This window comes from Alkalimonas mucilaginosa, from assembly GCF_036327005.1.
Classification (GTDB): Bacteria; Pseudomonadota; Gammaproteobacteria; order Enterobacterales; family Alteromonadaceae; genus Alkalimonas; species Alkalimonas mucilaginosa.
In genome coordinates this window covers 31,623-49,265 of record NZ_JAUGZK010000006.1, presented here as the reverse complement: position 1 = coordinate 49,265, position 17,643 = coordinate 31,623, and the positions used below count along the sequence as shown (strand labels likewise).

The 17,643-nt window shown below is 50.8% G+C and carries 16 protein-coding genes; 8 read left to right on the top strand and 8 right to left on the bottom strand.

The genetic code is table 11. The annotated features are described in order from the left end of the window. Window positions 1-58: 58 nt before the first annotated feature. The 6 genes from QWF21_RS09680 to pspF are packed head-to-tail and all read right to left on the bottom strand — an operon-like array spanning window position 59 to window position 6,453. Window positions 59-820, bottom strand: coding sequence for an ATP-binding cassette domain-containing protein (locus QWF21_RS09680; protein ID WP_330087850.1), 762 nt, complete (start codon window positions 818-820; stop codon window positions 59-61). Then, window positions 817-1,812 carry a peptide ABC transporter ATP-binding protein gene (locus QWF21_RS09675; protein WP_330087849.1) on the bottom strand — a complete coding sequence of 332 codons (996 nt, stop codon included), beginning with the start codon at window positions 1,810-1,812 and terminating at the stop codon, window positions 817-819. Before QWF21_RS09675 ends, QWF21_RS09680 begins: the two co-directional genes overlap by 4 nt. Then, on the bottom strand, window positions 1,812-2,705 hold the full coding sequence (locus QWF21_RS09670; RefSeq protein ID WP_330087848.1) for an ABC transporter permease subunit: 894 nt from the start codon (window positions 2,703-2,705) through the stop codon (window positions 1,812-1,814). The genes QWF21_RS09675 and QWF21_RS09670 overlap by 1 nt, the downstream gene beginning before the upstream one ends. After that, on the bottom strand, window positions 2,698-3,726 hold the full coding sequence (locus tag QWF21_RS09665; RefSeq protein ID WP_330087847.1) for an ABC transporter permease: 1,029 nt from the start codon (window positions 3,724-3,726) through the stop codon (window positions 2,698-2,700). The genes QWF21_RS09670 and QWF21_RS09665 overlap by 8 nt, the downstream gene beginning before the upstream one ends. Beyond that, window positions 3,723-5,360 (bottom strand): ABC transporter substrate-binding protein, encoded by a 1,638-nt coding sequence (locus tag QWF21_RS09660; protein ID WP_330087846.1) that lies wholly within the window; start codon window positions 5,358-5,360, stop codon window positions 3,723-3,725. Before QWF21_RS09660 ends, QWF21_RS09665 begins: the two co-directional genes overlap by 4 nt. Next, window positions 5,341-6,453 carry a phage shock protein operon transcriptional activator gene (pspF, locus tag QWF21_RS09655; protein WP_330087845.1) on the bottom strand — a complete coding sequence of 371 codons (1,113 nt, stop codon included), beginning with the start codon at window positions 6,451-6,453 and terminating at the stop codon, window positions 5,341-5,343. The genes QWF21_RS09660 and pspF overlap by 20 nt, the downstream gene beginning before the upstream one ends. Window positions 6,454-6,629: 176 nt before the next feature. On the opposite strand from pspF, the gene pspA reads away from it, so the two are divergent. The 6 genes from pspA (at window position 6,630) to QWF21_RS09625 (ending at window position 10,620) form a co-directional block, all read left to right on the top strand. Continuing rightward, entirely contained in the window at window positions 6,630-7,307 is a 678-nt protein-coding gene (pspA, locus tag QWF21_RS09650) for a phage shock protein PspA (protein WP_330087844.1), read from the top strand. A 27-nt stretch (window positions 7,308-7,334) separates the two neighbouring features. After that, a complete protein-coding gene (gene pspB / locus QWF21_RS09645) occupies window positions 7,335-7,571 on the top strand; it encodes an envelope stress response membrane protein PspB (protein ID WP_330087843.1) in 237 nt (78 codons plus the stop codon). Next, window positions 7,564-7,974, top strand: a complete 411-nt coding sequence (gene pspC, locus QWF21_RS09640) for an envelope stress response membrane protein PspC (RefSeq protein ID WP_330087842.1) — start codon at window positions 7,564-7,566, stop codon at window positions 7,972-7,974. Before pspB ends, pspC begins: the two co-directional genes overlap by 8 nt. A 130-nt stretch (window positions 7,975-8,104) precedes the next feature. Beyond that, on the top strand, window positions 8,105-9,310 hold the full coding sequence (gene megL / locus QWF21_RS09635) for a methionine gamma-lyase (RefSeq protein WP_330087841.1): 1,206 nt from the start codon (window positions 8,105-8,107) through the stop codon (window positions 9,308-9,310). A 157-nt stretch (window positions 9,311-9,467) separates the two neighbouring features. Beyond that, window positions 9,468-10,268 (top strand): phenylalanine 4-monooxygenase, encoded by an 801-nt coding sequence (gene phhA, locus QWF21_RS09630; RefSeq protein ID WP_330087840.1) that lies wholly within the window; start codon window positions 9,468-9,470, stop codon window positions 10,266-10,268. Window positions 10,269-10,278: 10 nt separating this feature from the next. Next, on the top strand, window positions 10,279-10,620 hold the full coding sequence (locus tag QWF21_RS09625; RefSeq protein WP_330087839.1) for a 4a-hydroxytetrahydrobiopterin dehydratase: 342 nt from the start codon (window positions 10,279-10,281) through the stop codon (window positions 10,618-10,620). 40 nt (window positions 10,621-10,660) lie between these two features. Here QWF21_RS09625 and QWF21_RS09620 read toward each other — a convergent pair whose 3' ends face one another. Then, window positions 10,661-13,438, bottom strand: a complete 2,778-nt coding sequence (locus QWF21_RS09620; RefSeq protein ID WP_330087838.1) for a TonB-dependent receptor domain-containing protein — start codon at window positions 13,436-13,438, stop codon at window positions 10,661-10,663. 228 nt (window positions 13,439-13,666) lie between these two features. On the opposite strand from QWF21_RS09620, the gene QWF21_RS09615 reads away from it, so the two are divergent. After that, window positions 13,667-14,866, top strand: a complete 1,200-nt coding sequence (locus QWF21_RS09615; protein ID WP_330087837.1) for an anhydro-N-acetylmuramic acid kinase — start codon at window positions 13,667-13,669, stop codon at window positions 14,864-14,866. A 45-nt stretch (window positions 14,867-14,911) separates the two neighbouring features. On the opposite strand, the gene QWF21_RS09610 is transcribed toward QWF21_RS09615, so the two are convergent. Continuing rightward, window positions 14,912-15,781: a bile acid:sodium symporter family protein gene (locus QWF21_RS09610; protein WP_330087836.1), complete on the bottom strand. Its 870-nt coding sequence runs from the start codon at window positions 15,779-15,781 to the stop codon at window positions 14,912-14,914. Between the two features lie 151 nt (window positions 15,782-15,932). On the opposite strand from QWF21_RS09610, the gene tyrR reads away from it, so the two are divergent. Further along, on the top strand, window positions 15,933-17,495 hold the full coding sequence (gene tyrR, locus QWF21_RS09605) for a transcriptional regulator TyrR (protein ID WP_330087835.1): 1,563 nt from the start codon (window positions 15,933-15,935) through the stop codon (window positions 17,493-17,495). The last annotated feature ends 148 nt before the right edge of the window (window positions 17,496-17,643 follow it).

The following is a 17,643-nucleotide window of genomic DNA, read 5'->3' as shown; positions in this document are numbered from 1 at the left end:
AGGGTAGCAATAAAACCCCGCGCTTTGTCGCGGGGTTTTTGTTGGAGAAGCTGCGTACTTAACTTAGTCCCATCAGTTTTTTCGTATGCGGGTGCTGTGGTTGCAGCAACAGCTGCTCCGTTGGACCGGACTCGACAACCTTGCCATGCTGCATCACCAGGCAATAGTCACTGATATGGCGAACCAGCCGTAAGTTCTTACTGATCAGCAAATACGACAAGCTTCTTTGTTGCTGTAACTCCAGCAGCAAGTTGACAATTTGGGCCCGCAATGTCGGGTCCAGCACGGTCAGGGCTTCATCCAGGATCAGGATCTTGGGGTCCAGGATCAAAGCCCTGGCCAGAGCCAGCCGCTGTTGTTGTCCGGCTGAAAACATGTGCGGATAAAAGCCAATGTGCTCATCCAACAAGCCAACTTGTTGCAGGCTCTGCAGGACTTTCTGCTGTCGCTGTTTTTCATCCAGTACTGTGCTAAAGCGCAGCACATCGTCCAGCATGGCTCCAACTTTCTGACTTGGGTTCAGCGCCCGCTCGGCATCCTGGAACATGTAGCGGATTACATGATTGTATTTCCGATAATGACTGAGGGTAACGGACTGACCAGCCAGGCGGATTTCCCCCTGATCAGGTTGTTCTATGCCAACCAGCACTTTAGCCAGCGTACTTTTTCCTGAGCCAGTCTCTCCTACCACCGCCAGGGTTTCACCAGCATTCATGGAAAAACTCACTTGGTCCAGTGCTGTAACCGTGGTTTGCCGGAATAACCCCTGCTGTTTGCGGTAACTCTTGCTTAGATCGACCACTTCCAACAAATGACTCATCGTGGTTCCTTGTACTGCAGTGGGAAATGGCAGCTAAAGTAATGATGCTGTTTGCGCTCCAGGCTGGGAGTATGCACACATTCACGGCGGGCATTGGGACAACGTGGGCCCAGCCGGCAACCCACCGGCAGATGTTGCAAGGTGGGGATACTTCCCGGCAGAGCGTACAATTGGCTTTTGGGTGCCAAGTCTGGTTGAAACTCAGGCACACTTTTAATCAGTGCATCGGTGTAAGGGTGATAGGGTTGTGCTAATAGTTTAGCGGTTTCGCCGGATTCAACCAACTGGCCACAGTAGAGGACCGATAAACGATGGGTATAGCGGGCGATACTATCCAGCTCGTTGCTGATCAGCAGTACGGACATGCTTTTTAGTTGATTCAGGCTGCTGATTAAACGAAACAGTTGGGCCTGAGTCGAAGCCTCCAGTGCCGTGGTGGGCTCATCGGCAATCAGTAACTTCGGATTTTTCGCAATGGCCATGGCGATCATCACTTTTTGACAGACCCCTTCCGATAACTGATAAGGGTAGCTTTCCAACACCGATTGATGTTCCTTGATACCTACTTTATGCAGCAACGCGATGGCTTTTTTACGCTTTTGCCGGGCTCTGTTCCACCAGCTTCCTTTCAGCTGGCTATTGGGGATCGACTCATGCAACTGCTCCGCTATCAGAGCGGTAGGATCCAGACATTTACTCGGTTCCTGGTAGATCATCGCAATGTCACGACCAATAATCTTTCGTTGCTGATCGTACGGGAGTTGCAGCAAATCGACACCGCACCAGTGGAAGCGATCGGCTTTGATGCGCCAGCGTTGATTCAGTACCCCGACAATGGCTTTGGCAATCAGACTTTTACCTGAGCCAGATTCACCGACCAAACCACGTATTTCACCTTCCCGCAGGCTTAGGCTCACCCGATCAACTGCTCTTATCAGGCCCTGGCTGGTTTCCAGCTCCAGCGTCAGATTTCGGATATCCAGTAGTAACATCAGCTTTCCTGTCGTTTGCGCACAGCAGTTCTCAGGCCATCAGATACCAGATTGACGCTAAGCACTGCAATAAAAATAAGTAAGCCAGGCAAAGCAATACTCCAGGGTGACAGGTAAATCAGATCCAATGCATCTGCCACCATCAGGCCCCATTCAGCTGCGGGTGCCTGAGCACCAAGGCCCAGAAAGCCCAAGGCAGCAATATCCAGTATAGCGGTGGATAAGGCCATACTAAACAGAACGGTGAGTTGCTCCCAGGTATTGGGGAAAATGACATGACGTAAGATTTGCCAATTGTTGGCACCATCCAGCCGGTAGGCAACAACATAATCCTGCTCCAACTGCTGCAAAATAGTGTTGCGTATCCCATGCACAAACTGGGGTAGCAGTGCCAGCATAATGGCCCAGATGGTATTCATCAGACCAGGGCCAAGGATCGCGACAATAATGATAGCCAGCAGTAAGGACGGAATGGTTAATGCCAGATCCAGGATATGATTAAAGACACTGGCACGAAAACCTTTACTCATACCTGCCAGTACTCCCAACAACAGGCCCAGCAAAAGAGCTCCTAATGCCGTAATGAGTGCAATGCCAAAGGTATAACTGGCCCCTTTGATCAGACGTGAGAACTGGTCCCGACCCAGATCGTCTGTGCCAAGTAAGTAGCGTACATCCCCCATATCATCCCAGGATGGAGGCAACAGCAGAACATCCGGGTTTTGCAGGTAGGGATCATAAGGGGTGAGTAGTGGACCAAACAAAGCGATTAAACCAAAAAAGCCAAACAAGATCAGGCCAATCACCGCAGAATGCTGTTGACGGAAACTGGCCCAGAGCTGACTCAGTGGTCCATGTTCTGTTTTGTGCTGCAACCACTGAAATTTAGCCATTGGCTTGCTTCCTTGCCAGTGGGTTTAACAAGGTATGGAGTATATCCATCAGGATATTCACCAGAATCACCAGACTGGAAATCACCAGCAAACCGCCCTGAATGGCCGGATAGTTGCGTTGGCTGATGCTGTCGAGCAACCAGAGACCGATGCCGGGCCAGGAAAAAATCAGTTCAGAAATCATCGCCAGGGTGACCAGAGTGCTAAATTGCAGGCCAAGTTGACGCAGTACCGGCAGCATGGCATTGCGCAGGGCATGCCGATACAGCACCTGACTGCGGCGCAGACCTTTGGCTCGCGCAGTCTTAATGTAACTCTGTTGCCAGACATTCAGCATCGCATCCCGGGTAAAGCGAATCATTACCGTAGTCGGATAGGTCGCCAGTACAAAAGCGGGCAGCCACAAGTGACGGATGGCATCCTGCATTGCAGCCTGCCAGTAGGTTTGGCCAGATAACAGGATATCCGGCAGCATAAAGCCAGTAACGACAGGGATCTCATAGAGCACACTAATGCGGCCAGAGGTTGGGAACCAACCTAAGCCAATACTAAATAGCATGATCATCAACAAAGCCCACCAGAAAATGGGCAGCGAATAGCCAAGCAAAGCGATGGTTGAAATAGCCCGGCCAGACCAATGGTTGACTTTGATAGCCGCCAGAAGGCCAAGAGGAACACCCAGTACAAAGGAGATCAGCAGTGCATAAGCCACTAGTTCCAGGGTTGCAGGAAACACCTGCATCAGCTCATGCAGCACAGGCTGCTGGCTTGCCAGCGATAAGCCCCAATCCCCTTGTAATATCCGTTGTAAAAAAGCGATGTATTGCTGCAAATAGCCATTATCCAACTGGTATTGTTGCACCAGTATCGGCAGCAGTTCATCATCCGGCTGCTGAATACCACTGAAGTTCACCAGCGCATCGCCCGGAAACAAATGGCCAAGGCTGAAGGCAAAGCAAGTCAGAGCAAAGAATACAAAAGACAGTAAAAATAAACGACGTATCAGATAATGCCAGATCATGGCGTATCCTCATCAGCCGTCTGTTTGTATGCTTTGGACAGGTCAATACCCCCATAAGGGTTGATGGTGATACCGCCGATATTGGCATTCACCGCTTGAAAACGTTTGGCATGCGCCAGCGGCAGCAAGGGCAGATGTTCCGCCAGATACTGCTGGGCGGCCCAGTAGTAACTGCGGCGTATTGCTTGATCATCCGTCAGGAGTGCCTGTGCCAGTAAGGCATCGAAGGCCGGATCGCACCAGAGCGCTCTGTTTGTGCCGCTGTTTACGCCGTTACAGCTTAATAGTGGCCGGAAGAAGTTATCCGGATCGGTGTTGTCGGCATTCCAGCCCAACAACACCGAATCGTGCTCACCCAGGCGTAACTGGCGGCGAAATGCATTCCACTCCAGAGTGATAATAGTGGCCCGGACGCCAATACGGGCCAGATCCGCTTGCATCATTTCAGCCATCCGTGGGGCATTGGGATTGTACAACCGTTGTATCGGCATGGCCCAGATGGTCATAGTAAAGCCATAGGGGTAACCCGCTTCACTGAGCAGCTGTCTGGCGGCATCGGGGTCGTAGCGCTCAGCTACCAGGGTAGGATTATGGCCCCAGGATGTAGGGGGCAGCAGGGTCGAGGCGGCCTCTGCCTGACCAAAGTACACCGCTTGTAAAATAGCATCGCGGTTAATGGCCATGGCCAGTGCTCGCCTTACTTGTGCATCATCAAAAGGAGCTCTGCTGGTATTAAAAGCCCAGAAGCCAACATTCATGCTGGTTTGCTGTTGGACCCGGATATCCTCCCGTTTGCTGATCAGCTCCAGCTCAGCCATCCGCGGGTAAGCCGTGATGTCGCATTCGTGGGTGAGTAAACGCGCCATACGTTTGGCATTATTGGGTTCAATATCGATCACCAGCTGTTCCAACTGGCTTGGTACCCCCCAATAGTTATTATGACGGTAATAGCGTATAAACACATCTTTACGGTATTCACGAAACTTAAAGGGACCGGTGCCTATCGGATGGGTATCCAGCCGCTGAGGTTGGTTTTGCTCCAGCAGTTGCTGCGCGTATTCAGCCGAATGGATCACGGCAAAATCGGTTGCCAGATTGGATAAGAAAGAGCTATCGCGCTGGCGTAGATAAAAGACCACCTGATCCGCTGTTGGGGTAGCAATACGAGTGACGCGGTTGCCCCAGTCGACGGTTTGAAAATACGGGTATTCGCCACCGTTCACGGCGTGGTAGGGGTGGTCCTGCTGCATCACCCGTTCAAAACTAAAGCGCACATCTGCGGAGTTGAGCGCTCTGCTGGGGGTAAAATAATCGGTTTGGTGAAACTGTACCTCAGGTCGCAGATAAAAGGTGTAACTAAGACCATCTTCGCGGCGCTCCCAATGAGTGGCAAGGGCGGGGACAAACTCACCGGTCTCAGGATCAATATCCAGCAGACGGTCATACAATTGACGGCTGGTGGCATCAATGGTGGTACCCGAGGTAATCAGTTGCGGATTAAAGCTTTCTGGCGAGCCCTCACTGCAGTACACCAGGCCAGAGCGAACTTCCGCTGGCATTTCAGGCTGACATGCGGTGAGCAGTAAGCCAACAAGTGCGACGGGGGCGATGGCATTAATCGCTGGTTTCGGCATGAGAGTCCTGCTGGCTGTCCAATAACTGGTATTTTTTCATGTAACCACGTAACTGATGATAGGTTAAACCCAGGCATTCGGCAGTTTTTTTCTGATTGTATTGGCAAGCCGCCAAGGCTTGCTTCAGTAAATTGATTTCAAACTCTTGTGAGAGCGTTTTAAAATCTACCGGTTGTTCCGGGTTCAGCGCTGGTGTTTGAGGCTGCACTGGATGGTTGCTTTGGTCCGGGGCGTTGGAAGCATTTTGCAAAGAGCTGGTTTTGGTTGCCGTGGTCTGGCGATCTCTGGTTTTGACCCGCTGCTTTGGACGGAAAGGAGACTCAAAGGGATCCAGCAAAATCTCATGCACGGGTACATAAGGGTTGTTGGTGCGGTAGACACTGCGCTCCACCACATTTTTTAGCTCACGTACATTGCCTGGCCAGTGGTAGTCCAGCAGCACTCTTTTTGCTTTCTCGCTAAAGCCACTGAACAATTCAAACTCAAGTTCACGTGCCATGTTGATAGCAAAGTGTTCGGCCAGCAACAGAATATCTTCCCGTCGCTCGCGCATTGGCGGCAGGGTGATGACATCAAAAGCTAACCTGTCCAGCAGATCAGCCCGGAACTCGCCTTGCTCGGCCAGCGCCGGTAAGTCTTCATTGGTGGCGCATATCAGTCGAACATCGACTTTAACGGAGCGACTGCCACCGACTCGTTCAAATTCGCCGTATTCAATCACCCGCAATAATTTTTCCTGCACCAGGCTTGGGGTATTGGCCAGTTCATCCAAAAATAAAGTACCGCCATTGGCGCGTTCAAAGCGGCCTTCATGGCGCTTACTGGCACCGGTAAAAGCACCTGCTTCATGGCCAAAGAGTTCACTCTCCAACAAGTTTTCATTGAGGGCAGCGCAGTTCAGTGTCAGGTAATTCTGATCCCAGCGTTGCGACAAAAAGTGCAAGCGGGCAGCTATCAATTCTTTACCGGTGCCGCGTTCACCGATAATAAGCACCGGTTTACTTAGCGGGGCGGCTTGCGATACCTGCTCCAGCACGGTCAGAAAACTGTTGGACTGGCCGATCAGATTATCTTGTTGTTGTGTTCTGCGCATCGGATTACTTTAGCGAAAATGACCAAATAGTAGTGTATTTCATTATAGAGCTAAGCCCTAGTGCTTTCTGCATAATTTATTTCATTAATAAAATCAGTAGTTAAGCAATAGATAAAAGTTGGCAAGAAATGTGAATGGTCTCTAGTGTATCCCAACCAATAGAAGAGGTAACTACGATGGGTATTTTCAGTCGCTTTACAGACATTATCAACTCAAATTTAAACTCGCTGCTGGATAAAGCCGAAGATCCGGAAAAAATGGTGCGGCTGATCATTCAGGAGATGGAAGACACTCTGGTAGAGGTGCGTTCTTCTTCTGCCAAGACCATTGCCGAGAAAAAAGATTTGCAACGGGCGTTGAATCGCCTGAACGATGAAGTTACTGACTGGCAGAGCAAAGCCGAGTTGGCATTATCGAAAGAGCGGGAAGATTTAGCCCGTGCTGCTTTGGTCGAGCGTGAAAAAGCGGCCGATCAAGTCAGAGCGGCGGAAGCGGATATTGCGCAACTGGACGAGCACATCAACAAATTGCAGCATGAAGTGGCGCAATTGCAGGAAAAACTGGCGGATGCCAAAGCCCGGCAGAAGTCGATGTTGATGCGGCAAAAAACTGTGGCCAGCCGTCTGGATGTGAAGCGGACGCTGAACAGCGATAAGCTAAACGATGCCATGCACAAGTTTGAGCGCTATGAGCAAAAGATTGATTCGATGGAAGCGCAGGTCGAATCCTACGATCTGGGTAAGAAAACCCTGAAAGATGAATTTGCCGAGTTGGCCGCGCAAGATAAGATTGATAATGAGCTGGCAGCATTAAAAGCAAAAGTTGGCAGCAAAAAAGACAGCAAAGCGGACTAAGCGGACCAGGCAGACAAGGAGCCAGCTATGGACATTCAGCAAATGATTTTCGTGCCCATGATCTTATTTATGATCTTTGTGGCACCGCTATGGGTGATTATGCACTACCGTAGCAAAAACAAGATTGGTCAGGGACTGACCGATCAGGAACTGGGCCAGCTCAATGAGCTGGCGCGTAAAGCCGATAAAATGGCCGAACGCATTAAAACGCTGGAGGCGATTTTAGATGCCGAAAGCCCGCGCTGGAGGCAGCGTCATGACTAAGTCACGCAAACCGCTATTACGCGATGATCGCAATGGCAAACTTGCCGGGGTCTGTGCCGGTGTTGCTGATTACTTTGGTATGGAAAACTGGCTGGTTCGTATCATTACCCTGGCCGCTTTGTTCCTTGGTATGGGTAGCTTTGTGCTGGTGCTTTATTTTGCCGCCTGGGTGGTGCTGGAGAAGAAATCCAAGTACGAGGCCAACCATGGCAGTATTGCGCCGGGCAGGGATGAAGACAGTGTCGAGGTAAAAACTCAGGTGTGGCAAAAAGGTGAGCCGCCAAAGCAGGCACTGCAGCATCTGAACCATAAATTTACCAGCCTGGAATTACGGCTGCGGGATATAGAGCGTCATGTGACTTCCAGTACTTTCCAACTGAACCGAGAGTTCAATAACTTGTGAACTTTCGTTGACACCTGGTCATAGGCTTGCTCAGTCATCCGGACAGCAAGCCGTCTGGCTTGCTTCCAATCGTACTAATTTCTGCTATCTGTAGTGCATCCATCCATCCGTTGAATAATGAATAGGTCGTATGCACAGCACGTCAAAATCCCCAGCCACTTTATGCATTCATGCTGGTAAAACACGCAATGAACATGGCAGTTTAGCCACCCCTTTGTATCAAAGTTCTACCTTTATTTTCGACAATGCCGAGCAAGGTGCCGCCCGCTTTGCCGGCGAGGAAGCCGGTTACATCTACACCCGGCTTGGTAATCCCACGACTCGCGAGTTGGAACTGAAAATTGCCGCACTGGAAGGGATGGAAGATGCAGCGGCTACAGCCACCGGGATGGCGGCAGTATCGGCGGCCACTTTAACTTTTTTGCAGCAGGGCGATCACATGATATGCAGCAAAGCCGTCTATGGCTGCAGTTTTGCTCTGTTTAGTCATCAGTTTGCCCGCTATGGCATCGAGGTGAGCTTTGTGGATATGACTGATCATGCGGCGGTGCAAGCTGCGCTTCGACCCAACACCAAATTGCTGTTTGCTGAGACCCCGATTAACCCCAATCTGGTGGTGCTGGACTTAGCGTTTTTGGGCAGCTTTGCCCGCCAACATGGCTTGCTTTCAGTGATTGATAATACCTTTTTAACGCCGTTACTGCAGCGCCCGGTCGACTTTGGCATTGATATAGTCATTCACAGCGCAACCAAGTATCTCAATGGCCATGGCGATGTGGTGGCTGGTCTGGTGGTGGGCAACAGCAGCTTGATCCATCAAATCAAAATGACCACCTTAAAAGACATTGGCGGAACCATTAGTCCGCATGATGCCTGGCTGATCATCCGTGGCATGAAAACCCTGGCTGTGCGGATGGAGCGCCATTGTCAGAATGCACAGCGGGTGGCTGAGTTTTTACAGCAACACCCGGCAATAGCTAGGGTTTACTATCCCGGTTTGCCAGATCACCCCGGGTACCGTTTTCTAGGTACACAGATGAAAGCGGCGGGTGGGGTGCTGGCATTTGAGCTCGATGGCAGCCTGGAAGATGGCCGCTACTTTATCAATCAATGTCAGTTGCTTAGCCTGGCAGTGAGCCTGGGCGATGCCGAGTCACTGATCCAGCATCCGGCTTCAATGACACACAGCCCTTACACCGCGGAAGAGCGTGCCATGGCCGGCATCAGCGATGGTTTGATCCGGGTCTCGGTAGGACTGGAACAGGTGGAAGATATTGTCGCTGATCTGGCCCAGGCTTTAGCCGCCATGCAGGCTCAGCAGGCTAGCTCAGCCTGATTGACGACCACTCGGTAAGCCCCGTTGTAATTTAATCTTTACGACCAGCCGCAGGCTAAGTTGCGCTGGCCTGATTAACAGCCGAACCCATTTCGACTAGTATCGGTCACAGCTACAAGGGCTGGTCCCGCAAAAGAATACAAGCAACAGGGTGTCTATGAGTAAGTCAAGCAACTATGTGTCGAGGCAGTCCGACGAGCATGGTGTTATTGCCTGGTCGGACGAAGAAAATCAAATCTGGCATGAACTGATCACACGTCAGCTCAGCTGCATTGAAGGTAAAGCCTGCGATGAGTTTATGGCCGGGTTGGAGCGGCTGCAACTGCCGACGGATCGCATTCCGCAACTGGAAGAAGTGAGCAAAGTACTGCGTGAAACCACCGGCTGGGAATGTGCCGAAGTGCCGGCACTGATCAGCTTTGATCGCTTTTTTGAGCTGCTGGCCAACAAGCGTTTTCCGGTCGCGACCTTTATTCGCTCGCGCGAAGAGTTCGATTATCTGCAAGAGCCGGATATTTTCCACGAAATCTTTGGTCATTGCGCCATGCTCACCAATCCGGCTTTTGCCGAGTTCACTCACGCTTATGGCAAAATTGGCCTGGCTGCCAGCAAAGAAGACCGGGTCTACCTGGCGCGTTTGTACTGGTTTACCATTGAGTTTGGTTTGCTGCAAACCCAAGACGGCCTGCGCATCTACGGGGGCGGCATTTTATCCTCCCCGGGAGAAACCATTTATGCGCTGGAGTCGGAAAAACCGGAGCGTAAGCCCTTTGATGCCATCGATGTGTTAAGAACTCCGTACCGCATTGATATCATGCAGCCAATATACTTTACCATCAGCCAAATCAATGATCTGTTTGATATTGCGCACCTGGACATGATGTCGCTGGTGCAGCAGGCCAAGCAGTTGGGTTTGCATGCGCCTAAATTTCCGCCTAAACAAAAACAAGCAAGTTAGAGAGGAATCGATGTCAGAGTTAACCACCATGAAGTGCGAGGCATGCCGCGCCGATGCACCCAGAGTATCCGATGACGAATTGCCGGTATTGATGCGACAAATCCCGGATTGGACCCCTGTCGTGCGAGACGGTATTTTGCAACTGGAGCGCCAGTACAAGTTTAAAAACTTCAAAACGGCCTGGGCTTTTCACCATAAAGTGGCCGAGATGGCGGAAGAAGAAGGCCACCACCCGGCCTTGCTGTTGGAGTGGGGCAAACTAACGGTAACCTGGTGGTCGCACTCCATCAAAGGCCTGCATAAAAACGACTTTATCTGTGCCGCTAAAACCGACGCTTTGCTGGCTGAGTAAAGAAGTCAAAGCGACTGCCGAGGCAGTCGCTGCTTTTATCTTAGCGGTTGAAACCAGGTTGGTAACGAATGGCGATGCCAAAAGTACGGCCTTGAATCGGATAATCGCTGACGGTATTAAAGTGATTTGCTCCTGATAGAGGTAGCGGTGGCGCTTTATCTGACAGGTTATCAATACCTGCATTGAACGTGATTTCATCGTTGAAATGCCAAAATGCAGCCAGATCCAGATAGTTCTGAGCACCAATGCGTACAGTACGATCTGCAGCGTTTTCTGCTGCACCAATCCGACGCCAGCCTAGTTGTACCCCGAACGTATCCAGGTTCCAATCTAAGGTTGCCCGATGCTTGTAGTCTGCTTGCAGTAAACTAGCAAAATCTCCTGAGCAAGCACCACCAAATGTCCCCTTGCAATCAATAGGTGCCACGGTAGCATTATTTTGTCTGGTCTGTTTGGTGATGAAGGTTCCTTGGTAGCTTGCTCTTAAGGTGCCCCCCATAACCTCTGGAGCACTGAAGCGATAATTGATTGCTAAATCCACACCGGCTTGTTCAATGGCTGCCAGATTAAAGTCATTGACAATTGCTGTGCTGATTAAACCCGTGACCGGATCGCGCAAGACAGCATCACAGAGTGGGTTACCTGCAACTGGGTTGTCGATATAGCAGTTTTTTAATGCGGCTGCAGGCTGGATTTGGCTAACAGCGTCGGTGATTTTGATTCTGTAGTAGTCGATGGTGGCATCAAAGCCTCTGACCATATCGGGTGTTAACACCACACCCAGGGTGGTTGATTTAGCTTGCTCTGGTTTGATGTTTGGGTTGCCACCAAAGGTATAGGCTGCGGTAGAAGCATCAAAAGGGGTCCCTTCTGGTGCTGCGCCATACCGTGCACACTGCTCAGCATTGCCGGTGCCTAATAAGCATGGATCACCATCGAAACGGCCTGCGAAACGTGGCACAAATTGATCATTGTCTGGATCGAATAATGCCAGTGAGAGTGCAGTAATAGGGCTGGCGAATTCGCCTAAGTTTGGTGCTCTGAATGCGGTTTGGTAGCTGGTCCTGATTCGGGCATGTTGATTAATGGCCCAGTTTACTCCCAGTTTGTAGGTGTTTTTGGCTGTGGTATTGGAATACTCTGAAATACGGTAGGCTGCCTCAACGTCTAATTGGTCAAAGAAGGGTTGATCAAATAACAGGGGAATTAAGACTTCTGCATAAATTTCTTTGCTGTCAAAGGCTGCGTCCATATCAAATACACTGACGGCTGCGAAGCTGGTGCCATTGCGAAAGGCATCACCAGGAGTTTGCAAGCCTGTTTCTTTGCGATATTCATAACCTACTGCAAAATCAATAGCACCTGCGGGTAACTCAAAGAGTGCGGACGAGTCACCGGAAAGTGTGACGGCGGCCACACTTTGAGTACGTTCTCGGTTGGAATACAGTAACGGCTGACTAAAATCCCTAAGATCCAGGCTCGGATCAAAAATATTGGCGGTATTGGCGATTGCGGCAAAACGGCTGCCACCATTGCTATCGGTGCGATAAGCATTGTTGTAAATTGTCGCTGTTTCATTGGTGGCACCGTACTGAGCATACACATCATAGCGCAAGGTATCGGTAACAAACCCACGCAAGCCAACCTGGAACTGGCTTGCTTCACGGACAGCTTTGGTATGTTGCATACCAAGCCCTAAGTTGCGCTCAACCATGACCTGCGCATTGCCGTTATCATCGAAGGTGAGTCGATCACGAATGGCCGTCGTCATAAAGGGGCTATCGGCGCTTAGGGTCACGACTTCATTTACAAATACCGGGGTTTGGCCCGTTGCTCCAGCACCAGTTACCTTTACTTTGGCGTACATGGCACGCCCATAAAGATCAACATGATCACTCAGCTCAATATCAAAAAACATGCCTGCCGATAAACGGTCCATCGGCTGTGTTAGATTGCGTTCGCCTGTGATGTTGGTGGTTTGACGTGCAGCGGTGATAGAGCCACTTTCATCGATGCCAAAACTCTGACCACTTGCGATGTCGGTATAGAAACCACCAGTGTTGATCATGTCGCTGCCATTGTTTAGAGCCCAGTCTCGCTCTTTGGCCAGCAAAGCTTTGCGTTCTGAGTAGCCGATATAACCGGTAAGGTGACCGCGACCACCAGCAATTTCTCCACCAAAAATTGCTTCGGTGTTAAATTTTTCAGCGCCACCTTTGGCCGTTTCGTAGCTACTGGAAAGCTCAACACCATCGAAGTTGTCATTCATAATGAAATTCACAACACCTGCGACAGCATCTGCGCCATAAACCGCTGCCGCACCACCGGTTAAAACATCAACCTGCTTAATTAAACCTGCTGGAATAATGTTAACATCTACTGTATTCCGAAAACTAAAGGGAACTGCCCGGGTACCATTGATGAGGACCAAAGTTCGGTTTTGTCCCAAACCACGTAAGTCAATGGTAGAGGAACCAAGTGAGTCTCCCACTGTGGCTCCGGTCGCATTGGCTCCTGCTGCAGCTTGGGGTAATTTGGCCGAGATATCTTCGACGTTGACCGCTCGGTCCAGCTGGATTTGCGTTTCGTCAACCGAGGTTACCGGGCTGGAGCTGACCAACTCTGTCCGGGCTATTCGTGAACCGGTAATACGAATAACTTCTGTTGTTGCACCGTTAGAGTGTTGGGCTTGTTCGGCCTGACCGATTTGTTGGGCCAAGGCCATTTGGCTGCATAGGGCTAATTGCATGGCAACGGACAATGCAGATAAGCGGCGCCAGCTCTTGGCGCTGGCGCAGGGAGCGGGAAGTAACTTCATGCTAAGGTTCCTTTCTTTTTATCAGTGCTACGCTCAAAGATTGATTATGAATCAATTATTCGTTATTTTGATCGTGTCGAGTAAATATATATACCATCTGAGCTTGTATAGAACAAGCGCTGATGCAGTAGCTGCTTTGGCAGCTAGCTGTTTGCAATTTTTTGTAATTTTAAGCTGTCTGGTTGGCGCTCTTTGGCTATGATCAACCGCAGTAAGTAGAGGAATACTATGCACCAGCACATCGAGACGCTTTATCAAACTGCCGCAAAAAGCCAGCGGAAGATCATTGGTCTGATGAGTGGTACCTCACTGGATGGTCTGGATATCGCTTTATGCACCGTGACCGGTGAAGGACTGAATACCGAGGTGGTACTGGAACGCTTCACCACCCTGAGTTATCACGATGATTTTCGTAGCCGGGTGCGTTCAGTATTTTCAAAGCGTGCTGTTGATTTACAAACCGTCACTTTATTAAACCCCTGGATAGGCCAGGAACATGGTCGAATGGTAAATGAGTGTCTGGCTTTGTGGCAGATCCCTCATACAGAAATTGATGTGATTGCCAGCCATGGACAAACCATTTTCCATTGCCCCAGCCGGCAGCACAACGACAACCGTTGGGGCAATGCAACTTTACAACTTGGTGATGGCGATCACCTTGCGGTCACTACGGGTATAACGACCATCAGTGATTTCCGGCAAAAGCATATTGCAGCCGGAGGTGAAGGAGCACCCTTAGCAGTCTACGGTGACTTTTTATTATTCAGCTCCTCTGCTGAAAACCGTATCATGCTGAATATTGGTGGTATTGCTAACCTTACTTGGTTGCCAAAGTCTCAGGATGCGACCGCTGTATTTAGCAGCGATATTGGCCCGGGTAATACCATCATGGATGCCTACATACAGCAGCATTTTCCTGGCCTGCTGTATGATGAAGGCGCAAAGGTTGCTGCCAGTGGCAAGGTCTCTGCCGAGCTGCTGATGGCTCTGCAGCAGGATCCTTTTTTTGCACTGGATTTCCCGAAAACGTCCGGACCAGAGGTGTTCAACCTGGATTATCTGGCGCGGGCGCAACAAGACAGTGCTACCCAGGACCTGGCTCCGGCTGATGTGATGGCCACGCTAAACCGCTTTAGTGCCGAGATGATTATCCGTGCGATACAGCAAAGCTGCCAGGGACAAAATTGCACCATTTATGCCAGTGGGGGAGGGATTCACAACCCTTTATTAATGGAACAGTTAGCTGCTGCCCTGCCACACAATCGGCTCACCACCACAGCAGAGTTAGCCATTAATCCTGATGCGAAAGAAGCGGTGCTCTTTGCGGTATTAGCGAATGAATGTTTGGTAGGCGGTAAGCAGCCGTTTAGTAATGCACGCGAAGGGATCCCGGCCGTTACTATGGGTAAAATCAGCTTTGCCGATTAAGTATGAACCAGAGCCTGGCTCCTGGCCGGTCAGGCTATTCGGGGATTAGCCTGACTTTTTCCGCACTCCCCAAGCAATCATTAGCGCGCCTGACGCAAACATAATTAAGCTATAAATCGCTGAAGGGATGGCCATGGTGCTGTTGTTTAGCAGCAGTGGGGAAGTCGCAATGGCGATGCCCAAAGTACCATTTTGAATCCCCACTTCGATGGTCATGGAGCGGGTTTGCGGGCCATGACAGCCAATACTGCGAGCCGCCAGGTAACCAGCCAGCATGCTCAGCAGGTTCAGCAACAAAGCTGCGATGCCAATGGCGAGGAAAAAGCCCAGCAGCCTGTCCATCTCACGCAGCAGGGCGCCGGCTACCACCGCAATTAAAAAGAATGAAGAGAGCCATTTCACCGGTTGCTGGCAGCGTCTGGAAAAATCGGGCCAACGGGCTCTTAGCCACATCCCCAAGGAAACCGGCAGCAAAATAATCACCAACAGCTGCAACACGGTGCGGGGTACCGACAGGGCTACGTACTGACCTTCGCCCAAAAACAGCAAGGAGGCCAGATTCACCAACAGCGGCAGGCTGATTATCACAATCAGGCTGCTGATAGCGGTCAGGCTGATGGAAAGCGCGGTATCGGCATGGGCCAGATGTGCAATCAGATTGGAGGTGGGGCCTCCCGGGCAGGCTGCTATGAGCACCAAACCTACTGCCAGCTCCGGCGGCAGTTGCAGCAGAGAAGCCAGTAGAAACGCCAGTGCCGGTATGGCGATAATTTGCATGCAAAGACCGGTCAGCACAGGTTTGGGGGTTTGCCAAAGCTGTTTGAAATGCACCGGTTTGAGCGACAAGCCCATACCGAGCATGATCACGGCCAGCGCCAGCGGCAGAAAAACCTGGGTAAAAATATTGGCTTCCATAATGACCTTAGCAGCACTTCGTTGCCGTTACTATGACAAAGCATGTCTGTTAAGACAAGATGTTCATAATTCTTTACAAAAAATCTGGTCTAATTGAAGGGCTTTGTCGTATGATGCTGCAACTGATTAAGCATGAGGTTACATCATCGCTATGCGCCTTGAAATACATTGTCAGGACCGGTTAGGGATTGCACAGGAAATTCTGAATATTCTGGTTAGCTATCAGCTGGACTTACGTGGCATCGAAGTCGATGCTGCCTCCAGCCGCATGTTTGTCTCGTTTCCCAGCATTCATTTTGAACAGTTTCAGGAGCTGATGGCCAAGATGCGGCGCATCCCAGGTGTGGCGGATGTCAAAACCACGGCTTTTATGCCATCCGAGCGCCATCAAAACGAACTGACTACGCTGTTAAAAACACTGCCGGATGGCATTATTGGTATTGATACCAAGGCGCAGGTCAGTGTGATCAATGATGCCGCGTTGGATGCGCTGGGAGTGGAGCGCCAGGCTATCAAAGAAGAGCAACTGCCAAATCTGGTTAAGGGCTTTAACTTTCTGCGCTGGCTGGAAAGCGATGATGTGCTTGCGCAAACCCGGCGGGTGGAGATCCAGGGCAAGCACTTTATTGCGGACTTATTGCCGGTGATGGTACCGGATGAAAGCGGCCATGAGGTGCTGGCCGGTGCGGTCATCAACCTGAAATCGGAAAGCCGGTTGGGCCAACATATGCTCGCCTTTAACAAGGGCAATCAGGAAAGCTTTCAGACACTGCAAGCGAACAGCCCGCAAATGCGGAAAGTCATTCGTGAAGCCAAGAAAATGGCGCTGCTGGATGGGCCTTTGTTGATCACCGGCGAAACCGGTACCGGCAAAGAGCTGCTGGCGCGGGCTTGCCATGCTGCCGGTAGCCGGGCAGGCAAACCCTTTTTAGCGGTGAACTGTGCCTCGATGCCGGATAATGTGGCCGAGTCTGAGCTGTTTGGCTATGGCCCTAATGCCTTTGCCGGTTCCACTGTGGGCAAAAAAGGCATTTTTGAACAGGCCAATGGCGGCATCGTGTTCCTGGATGAAGTCGGCGAGATGTCGCGTGAGCTGCAAACCAAGTTGCTGCGTTTTTTGCAGGATGGCTCCTTTCGCCGTGTCGCCGATGAAAACGAGGTGAAAGTCGATGTGCGGGTTATTTGTACCACGCAAAAAGACCTACCAGCCATGGTGCAGGAAGGCAAGTTCCGCGAAGATCTGTATTACCGGCTCAATGTGTTCACGCTGGCCTTGCCGGCGCTGCGCGAGCGCAAGCAGGATATCGTGCCGCTGACCGAACATTTTGTTGCCCGTTTTGCCGCCAGGCTGGGGCGTAAAGCACCCAAGCTCAGCGATAGTTGTGTGCAGTTTTTGCAAAGCTACCCCTGGCCAGGCAATGTGCGCCAGTTGGAGAATGCGTTGTACCGCGCTGTCACACTGCTGGAAGGGTATCAACTGGATAAAGAACACCTGCAGTTGCCCAGTTTTACCAGTGATTTTGGCTACCTGGAGCAGGACTTTGATGGCACCCTGGATGAAGCGGTCAAACGCTTTGAAGCCAGCTTGCTGCGCAAGTTGTACCCGGCGTACCCCAGCTCACGGCAACTGGCAAAAAAGCTGGGGCTTAGCCATACCGCGGTGGCGAATAAACTGCGTGATTACGGCATAAATCGCAAGACTGTAAAAATTTAATGCCACTTTGTGCGTAAAACGATACTCCGAGCCACCAGCCCAGGCTGGCTGGTGGCTGTTAGCTGCTGAATACCCCGTAAAATCCTGCATTGTACTTATTTCTTTACGATTTTTGGCGGCCGCTTTGATGCCAGCAAAAATGACAGTG

Coding starts and splice junctions, on each gene's coding strand:
- phhA (WP_330087840.1), top strand. CDS start 9,468: ATGAGTAAGTCAAGCAACTATGTGTCGAGGCAGTCCGACGAGCATGGT.
- QWF21_RS09680 (WP_330087850.1), bottom strand. CDS start 820: ATGAGTCATTTGTTGGAAGTGGTCGATCTAAGCAAGAGTTACCGCAAA.
- megL (WP_330087841.1), top strand. CDS start 8,105: ATGCACAGCACGTCAAAATCCCCAGCCACTTTATGCATTCATGCTGGT.
- QWF21_RS09615 (WP_330087837.1), top strand. CDS start 13,667: ATGCACCAGCACATCGAGACGCTTTATCAAACTGCCGCAAAAAGCCAG.
- QWF21_RS09665 (WP_330087847.1), bottom strand. CDS start 3,726: ATGATCTGGCATTATCTGATACGTCGTTTATTTTTACTGTCTTTTGTA.
- pspF (WP_330087845.1), bottom strand. CDS start 6,453: ATGCGCAGAACACAACAACAAGATAATCTGATCGGCCAGTCCAACAGT.
- QWF21_RS09620 (WP_330087838.1), bottom strand. CDS start 13,438: ATGAAGTTACTTCCCGCTCCCTGCGCCAGCGCCAAGAGCTGGCGCCGC.
- QWF21_RS09610 (WP_330087836.1), bottom strand. CDS start 15,781: ATGGAAGCCAATATTTTTACCCAGGTTTTTCTGCCGCTGGCGCTGGCC.
- pspB (WP_330087843.1), top strand. CDS start 7,335: ATGGACATTCAGCAAATGATTTTCGTGCCCATGATCTTATTTATGATC.
- tyrR (WP_330087835.1), top strand. CDS start 15,933: ATGCGCCTTGAAATACATTGTCAGGACCGGTTAGGGATTGCACAGGAA.
- QWF21_RS09625 (WP_330087839.1), top strand. CDS start 10,279: ATGTCAGAGTTAACCACCATGAAGTGCGAGGCATGCCGCGCCGATGCA.
- QWF21_RS09670 (WP_330087848.1), bottom strand. CDS start 2,705: ATGGCTAAATTTCAGTGGTTGCAGCACAAAACAGAACATGGACCACTG.
- QWF21_RS09675 (WP_330087849.1), bottom strand. CDS start 1,812: ATGTTACTACTGGATATCCGAAATCTGACGCTGGAGCTGGAAACCAGC.
- QWF21_RS09660 (WP_330087846.1), bottom strand. CDS start 5,360: ATGCCGAAACCAGCGATTAATGCCATCGCCCCCGTCGCACTTGTTGGC.
- pspA (WP_330087844.1), top strand. CDS start 6,630: ATGGGTATTTTCAGTCGCTTTACAGACATTATCAACTCAAATTTAAAC.
- pspC (WP_330087842.1), top strand. CDS start 7,564: ATGACTAAGTCACGCAAACCGCTATTACGCGATGATCGCAATGGCAAA.